Genomic DNA, 6266 nt, shown 5'->3' with positions numbered 1-6266 from the left:
AAGCGGCTGCAGTGGCCGTCCTGCCAATCCACCGCCAGGCAGCCATCGCTGTCGATACGGGCGTTATCGGGCATCAGGTCTTGAGCCACATCGATGATTTCCAGCACTTGCTCGCGGGTCGCGGTGTAGACGCATTGCGGGCACGGGCAGTTATCCCGCAGCCATTGATGGTGGAAAGGGCTGACGCGATCGTCGGCCCACTTCACCAGAACACGGTCCACCAAGGTCTGCACGCCGGTCAGCGCACTGATCAATGGATAGGTACGAAAGTCGGCAAATGCAGCGGCGGTGTTCATGGCGATCTCCTTGTTATTTTTTTGGGGGTAATGCGATCACTCGGCCAATGTACTCGGGCGTGGGCAGGTCCGCCTGTTCGGTGACGATGGCTTGCAGCCGGCTCAAGGACAGGTCGCTGAACGGTGCCGAACGCGGCCCGGCGAGATCAACGTGCAGCAGCATCTGTTCATTGCCCGCCAGCGCCTGGTCATCACCGACCAGATGGAGGCTGTGATAGAGGTGCACGCGCTTGCTGTCGTGGGCGATGATTTGGGTGCGCACTTCGACTTGGGCGTCGAGCTTTACTTCGTGCAGGTAGTTCAGGTGCAGTTCGAGGGTGAACAGCGAATTGCCGCTGGCCTCGCGGCTGTTGCTGTCGAGTCCCAGGCGATCCATCAGGGCGTCGGTGGCGTAGCTGAAAATCAGCAGGTAGAAGGCGTCGCGCAGGTGGCCGTTGTAGTCGACCCAGTCGGGGATGATGGTGGTTTGGTAGGTGGTGAGGGTGGGCATGAAGTTAGTTCCAACATTAATGGTGACTGGGCTGCCGCTATCGCGAGCAAGCTCGCTCCCACAGTGACTTGAGGTGTGAATACAATCAATGTCACTCAGCAGATCCCCTGTGGGAGCGAGCTTGCTCGCGATGGGGCCAGCCCTGCTGGCCCCGCAGCTTTGGGTTACTCGCTGAAGGCCATCCCATGTTTCTCTTTGGTGGTCTTCACCGCTTCCAGCACCGCCAGCAGGCAGTCATCACGATAGCGCTCCAGCGCCGAAATGCTGTGCTTACCCAGTTGATCGCTGGTGCCATCGACCACGTCATCGATCAGTTTGTCGGTCAGCTCCGGCGCCGGCAGGTAGGTCCATGGCAATTGCAGTGCCGGACCGAACTGGGCCATGAAGTGACGCATGCCAGCATCGCCACCGGCGAGGGTGTAGGTCAGGAACGTACCCATGAACGACCAGCGCAAGCCCGCGCCGAAGCGGATTGCATCGTCGATCTCGCCAGTGGTCGCCACGCCGTCGTTGACCAGGTGCAGCGCCTCACGCCATAGCGCTTCGAGCAGGCGGTCGGCGATGAAGCCCGGTACTTCCTTGCGCACGTGCAGTGGGCGCATGCCTAAGGATTCATAGACTTTCATCGCGGCTTGCACCGCTTCAGGGGCCGTGTTTTTGCCACCGACCACTTCCACCAATGGCAACAGGTAAACCGGGTTGAACGGGTGACCGACCACGCAGCGTTCCGGGTGCGTGGAGCTTTCGTAGAATTCACTCGGCAACAGGCCGGAGGTGCTGGAACCGATCAACGCATTGGGCTTGGCCGCCGCGCTGATTTTGCTGTGCAGTTCCAGTTTCAGCTCCAGTCGTTCCGGGGCGCTTTCCTGGATGAAATCGGCATCGCGCACACACTCTTCAATGGTCGCGACAAAGCGCAGGCGATCCTGCGAAGCGCCGGGGGCCAGGCCTTGTTTCTCCAGGGCGCCCCAGGCATTTGCAACGCGTTTGCGCAGGGCTGCTTCAGCGCCGGGTGCCGGGTCCCAGGCCACGACATCCAGGCCATGGGCGAGGGCGCGGGACACCCAACCGCTGCCGATGACACCGCTGCCCAGGGCGGCGAAGGTTTTGATTTCGGTGATGAAGCTCATGGTCAATTCCTGAATTTGGCTCGGAAAAAAACTGTGGGAGCGAGCTTGCTCGCGATGGCGGTATTCCTGCCGCAGATGATGCTTCGGATGTACCGACGTCATCGCGAGCAAGCTCGCTCCCACAGGGGGAAAGTTGTTGTGAATTAGCCGCGCTTGGTCAGGCCCATTTTTGCCCGGCCCTCAGCCGGGGTCAGCACCCGGGCACCGAGGCGGCTGAGGATTTCCGTGGCGCGTTCGACCAGTTGGCCGTTGGTCGCCAACACGCCCTTGTCCAGCCACAGGTTGTCTTCCAGGCCGACCCGCACGTTGCCGCCGAGTAACACCGCTTGCGCAGCCATCGGCATCTGCATGCGACCGATACCGAAGCCGGCCCAGACTGCGTCGGCGGGCAGGTTGTCGACCATGGCTTTCATGGTGGTGGTGTCCGCCGGCGCGCCCCAAGGGATGCCCAGGCACAGCTGGAACAACGGGTTATCGAGCAGGCCTTCCTTGATCATCTGCTTGGCGAACCACAGGTGGCCGGTGTCGAAGATTTCCAGCTCGGCCTTTACGCCCAGTTCTTGAATGCGTTTGGCGCCAGCACGCAACTGCGCCGGGGTGGACACGTAAATGGTGTCGCCGTCGCCGAAGTTCAGGGTGCCGCAATCGAGGGTGCAGATTTCCGGCAGCAGTTCTTCGACGTGGGCCAGGCGGGTCAGCGGGCCGACCAGGTCGGTATTCGGACCGAATTCCATCGGATTTTCGCCGGCACCGATCTCCAGGTCGCCGCCCATGCCGGCAGTGAGGTTGACGATGATGTCGACGTCCGCCTCGCGGATGCGCTCCATCACTTCGCGGTACAGCGCCACGTCACGGCTGAACTTGCCGGTTTGCGGGTCGCGCACATGGCAGTGCACCACGGTGGCGCCGGCCTTGGCGGCTTCCACGGCGGCCGCGGCGATTTGTTTCGGGGTGACCGGCACGTGTGGGCTCTTGGCGGTCGTGTCGCCAGCACCGGTGAGTGCGCAGGTGATGATGACGTCGTGGTTCATTTGGCGGTTCCTTACAGGCGAGTTTTGGGTTTTGGCCGGGCGTGATGGTCCCGTTCGCAGCCCGTCGGGGCTGCGAGACGGTGGTTCGTTCGGGTTTATTTACTGGTCAGTTTCAGGTTTTCAGCGGCCGGTTTGCCATCGAAGGTGGTGACGCCTTCAAGCCAGCGTTTTTTGTCCTGCGGGTGATCCTTGATCCATTGCTTGGCCGACTCGAAAGCGTCCTTGTGATCCAGCAGCGGCTGCATCATCCGGCTCTCGTCTTCGGCGGTGAAGGTCAGGTTGGTCAGCAAACGACCGATGTTCGGGCATTGTTCGGCGTATGTCGGCGCGGTGACGGTCCATACCGTGGCCTTGCCTTCGTCCGGCCCAAGGGCGTTTTCACTGCCGGTGAGGTAGGTCATTTTCACGTTGACGTTCATCGGGTGCGGCGCCCAGCCGAAGAACACCACGGCTTCGTTGCGACGCACGGCGCGATCCACAGCGGCGAGCATGCCGGCTTCGCTGGATTCGACCAGCTGGAACTTGCCGAGGCCGAACTGGTTCTTGGCGATCATCGCCTTGATCTGGGTGTTGGCGCCCGAGCCGGGCTCGATGCCGTAGATCTTGCCGCCCAGTTCTTTTTCGAATTTGGCGATGTCAGCGAAGGTTTTCAGGCCCTTGTCGGCGAGGTAGGTCGGCACGGCGAGGGTCGCGCGGGCGTCTTGCAGGCTTGGCGCTTCAAGCACCTTGACCTGGTTGGCGTCGACGAACGGAGTGATGGTCTGGGTCATCAGCGGGTTCCAGTAGCCGAGGAACAGATCCAGACGCTGGTCGCGGATCCCGGCGAAGATGATTTGCTGGGAGGCGCTGGTTTGTTTAGTGCTGTAGCCGAGGCCATCGAGCAATACCTGGGTCATGGCACTGGTCGCGATCACGTCGGTCCAGTTCACCACACCCATGCGCACGTTCTGGCATGCGGCGGGTTCGGCGGCCATGACACTGGCACTCAGCAAAGCGGTACCACTGAGTGCAAGAACACAGCTGCTGATCAGTCGTTTCATTCTCAGGTTCCTCGGCAGTTTCATTATTGTGGGTCCGGTCGTCTTTGTGCGCCGGTGATGCCAAGTTACGCAGCTAAGCGGCCGTGAAAGCGCACTGCGGCGACCAGCTCTTGCACTGCAGCGACCTGTGCTCTTGTATGCCGCTCGCAAGTGGCGTATCAACATCCCTACGCTGCCCGCCCTCTCGTTACCTGGCCTCTTGTTACCTGCTAAGCGAGTGCGCTCCATGTCCCAGGATTTCTACTTCTTGTTGATGCCGGGTTTCTCGGCCATCGGATTTATCTCGGCCATCGAGCCGTTGCGGGTCGCCAATCGCTTTCGCGGCGAGCTTTATCGCTGGCATGTGTTGAGTGCTGACGGCGGGGCAGTGCTGGCCAGTAACGGCATGTCGGTCAACGCCGATGCAGCGCTGGAACCGTTGAAAAAAGGCGCGACGCTGCTGGTGGTCGCCGGTTTCGAACCCCTGAAATTCGCCACCCCGGCGCTGGAACACTGGCTGCGTCGCCTGGACAACGAAGGCGTGACCCTCGGCGCCATCGACACCGGCAGCTTCATCCTCGCCGAGGCGGGTTTGCTCGACGGCCATCGCCTGACCCTGCACTGGGAAGCCATCGACGCCTTCAAGGAATCCTATCCACAGCTCAGCGTCACCCAGGAATTGTTCGAGATCGACCGCCGACGCATCACCTCCGCCGGCGGCACCGCTTCCATTGACCTGATGCTGGATCTGATCGCCCAGGCCCACGGTCCCGAGCTGGCGATCCAGGTCAGTGAGCAATTCGTGCTCGGCCGCATCCGCCCGCGCAAAGACCACCAACGCATGGAAGTCGCCACGCGTTACGGCATCAGCAACAAGAAACTGGTGCATGTGATTGGCGAGATGGAGCAGCACAGCGAACCGCCGCTCAGTACTCTGGAACTGGCGGAATCGATCAAGGTGACGCGGCGGCAGCTGGAGCGCCTGTTTCGCCTGTACTTGAACGACACACCGAGCAATTTCTACCTGCGGTTACGGTTGGAAAAAGCGCGGCAGTTGCTGCGTCAGACCGACATGAGTGTGCTGGAGGTGAGCATTGCCTGCGGGTTTGAATCGCCGTCGTATTTCACCCGCAGTTATCGGGCGAAATATGCGCGGTGCCCGCGGGAGGATCGGCGTACCGCCAAAGCCTGATTGAGTTTTGAGGCTAAACACATTTGATCTTTGGCGTCTGGAGAGAGGGTTACTTCTTCATCAATGCCGAACACGCCGCCTTGTAAGCCTCATGCTGATACTTGTTCAGCGCTCCCGGCAGTTCGAAATTGTGCTTTTTGGTCTGGGCATTGATGGTCTGCGGCGACAGCAAGGTCACCTCGCAATTCTCCAGCAGCTGGAAAACCCCTTCGATCTTGAACGTGGTCGGCCCGCCGGCGAATTCGCCTTTCTTGCTGCGTTTCTTTATCGCGATGCGGTCGATGGAGTTCTCACGGACAAACGAGGCGACCTGTGCGGCGAACACTTTGACATTGGCAGCTTCGTCGTCATCCTCCAGGGCGATTTTCTTGGTGGCGAGTGCGACATGGTTCAGCGTCGAACCGTCTAGGGACGCCACGGCAATGATCGCTTCGCTGCCTTTGATTTCGATACCGCAGACTTTCATATTGAATCCCATTAGTGACAGAAGGTAAGCAGCTTACAGCTCAAGCTGATTGGCAGTGATGCCAAACGCCAAAGCGATTTTTTCGCGAGTGGCTTTACGGGGCTTGGCGACTGTTTCCTGTTGGGCGAAAGCGGGTTGAGAAATACCCATGCGTTTGGCCACTTCATCCTGGGTAAGGTTCAAGTGTTCGCGCCATGCGCGGATGGGAGTGGCGCCATCGACGATACGGCTCACCACCTCATGGGGGATCAAGTCTGGTTCGATTTTCTGCGCCACGTATTGTGCATAGGGAATGACTACGAAGGCGGGATTGCCTTCGGCGTCGTTGATGATTTGGATGTCAGTAGGTGCGTTCATCGCGTTTTTTGACCTCTTGAATACTGACCACTTTGATCGAGCCATCCCAATCAAACATGACCCGGTAGTTACCGACACGCAGCCGATAAGCGTAGTCATGGCCGACCAGTGCTTTGACATTGCCTACATCGGGCATGCCTGCCAGCGCCGTGATGGCATCACGAACCTGGCCCTGATGAACGGAATGCAACCTCAAGAGTTGCTTAACGGCCTTTCGAGTCCAGTGGATGCTGTTCATGGAAGGATATAAGTCTTTTATAAGATTTGCGAATCTTTACTTATATT

General features: G+C 59.7%; 9 protein-coding genes. 1 reads left to right on the top strand and 8 read right to left on the bottom strand.

Annotated features, from left to right (window positions below; genetic code table 11):
- The 5 genes from PMI29_RS25455 to choX form a co-directional block, all read right to left on the bottom strand.
- Positions 1-296 (bottom strand): gamma-butyrobetaine hydroxylase-like domain-containing protein (locus PMI29_RS25455; RefSeq protein WP_007994468.1); only part of this gene is annotated, 296 nt, incomplete at its 3' end.
- Between the two features lie 13 nt (positions 297-309).
- Positions 310-786, bottom strand: a complete 477-nt coding sequence (locus PMI29_RS25460; protein ID WP_007994464.1) for a thioesterase family protein — start codon at positions 784-786, stop codon at positions 310-312.
- 164 nt (positions 787-950) lie between these two features.
- Positions 951-1916: an L-carnitine dehydrogenase gene (locus tag PMI29_RS25465; protein WP_007985952.1), complete on the bottom strand. Its 966-nt coding sequence runs from the start codon at positions 1914-1916 to the stop codon at positions 951-953.
- A gap of 143 nt (positions 1917-2059) precedes the next feature.
- Positions 2060-2947: a 3-keto-5-aminohexanoate cleavage protein gene (locus PMI29_RS25470; protein ID WP_007994462.1), complete on the bottom strand. Its 888-nt coding sequence runs from the start codon at positions 2945-2947 to the stop codon at positions 2060-2062.
- Positions 2948-3042: 95 nt separating this feature from the next.
- Complete coding sequence (choX, locus tag PMI29_RS25475; RefSeq protein ID WP_007994460.1) at positions 3043-3987, bottom strand: choline ABC transporter substrate-binding protein; 945 nt, start codon at positions 3985-3987, stop codon at positions 3043-3045.
- Between the two features lie 226 nt (positions 3988-4213).
- On the opposite strand from choX, the gene PMI29_RS25480 reads away from it, so the two are divergent.
- Positions 4214-5158 carry a GlxA family transcriptional regulator gene (locus tag PMI29_RS25480; protein WP_007994458.1) on the top strand — a complete coding sequence of 315 codons (945 nt, stop codon included), beginning with the start codon at positions 4214-4216 and terminating at the stop codon, positions 5156-5158.
- A gap of 49 nt (positions 5159-5207) precedes the next feature.
- On the opposite strand, the gene PMI29_RS25485 is transcribed toward PMI29_RS25480, so the two are convergent.
- Genes PMI29_RS25485 through PMI29_RS25495 form a run of 3 tightly spaced genes read right to left on the bottom strand, consistent with a single transcriptional unit; the run spans position 5208 to position 6219 of the window.
- Positions 5208-5624 (bottom strand): DUF3010 family protein, encoded by a 417-nt coding sequence (locus tag PMI29_RS25485; RefSeq protein WP_007994457.1) that lies wholly within the window; start codon positions 5622-5624, stop codon positions 5208-5210.
- A 33-nt stretch (positions 5625-5657) separates the two neighbouring features.
- Entirely contained in the window at positions 5658-5981 is a 324-nt protein-coding gene (locus tag PMI29_RS25490) for a helix-turn-helix domain-containing protein (protein ID WP_007994456.1), read from the bottom strand.
- The gene (locus PMI29_RS25495) at positions 5965-6219 is read right to left on the bottom strand and encodes a type II toxin-antitoxin system RelE family toxin (protein WP_007994454.1); all 255 of its coding nucleotides are present in this window, start codon (positions 6217-6219) and stop codon (positions 5965-5967) included. Before PMI29_RS25495 ends, PMI29_RS25490 begins: the two co-directional genes overlap by 17 nt.
- Between the last annotated feature and the right edge of the window lie 47 nt (positions 6220-6266).

This window comes from Pseudomonas sp. GM49, assembly GCF_000282355.1.
In the GTDB taxonomy this organism is placed as follows: Bacteria; Pseudomonadota; Gammaproteobacteria; order Pseudomonadales; family Pseudomonadaceae; genus Aquipseudomonas.
This window is presented reverse-complemented; position numbering and strand designations above follow the sequence as displayed.

What these genes read in the sequence shown, in the direction of transcription:
- PMI29_RS25460 (WP_007994464.1), bottom strand. Translation starts at nt 786, where the DNA reads ATGCCCACCCTCACCACCTACCAAACCACCATCATCCCCGACTGGGTC.
- PMI29_RS25465 (WP_007985952.1), bottom strand. Translation starts at nt 1,916, where the DNA reads ATGAGCTTCATCACCGAAATCAAAACCTTCGCCGCCCTGGGCAGCGGT.
- PMI29_RS25470 (WP_007994462.1), bottom strand. Translation starts at nt 2,947, where the DNA reads ATGAACCACGACGTCATCATCACCTGCGCACTCACCGGTGCTGGCGAC.
- choX (WP_007994460.1), bottom strand. Translation starts at nt 3,987, where the DNA reads ATGAAACGACTGATCAGCAGCTGTGTTCTTGCACTCAGTGGTACCGCT.
- PMI29_RS25480 (WP_007994458.1), top strand. Translation starts at nt 4,214, where the DNA reads ATGTCCCAGGATTTCTACTTCTTGTTGATGCCGGGTTTCTCGGCCATC.
- PMI29_RS25485 (WP_007994457.1), bottom strand. Translation starts at nt 5,624, where the DNA reads ATGAAAGTCTGCGGTATCGAAATCAAAGGCAGCGAAGCGATCATTGCC.
- PMI29_RS25490 (WP_007994456.1), bottom strand. Translation starts at nt 5,981, where the DNA reads ATGAACGCACCTACTGACATCCAAATCATCAACGACGCCGAAGGCAAT.
- PMI29_RS25495 (WP_007994454.1), bottom strand. Translation starts at nt 6,219, where the DNA reads ATGAACAGCATCCACTGGACTCGAAAGGCCGTTAAGCAACTCTTGAGG.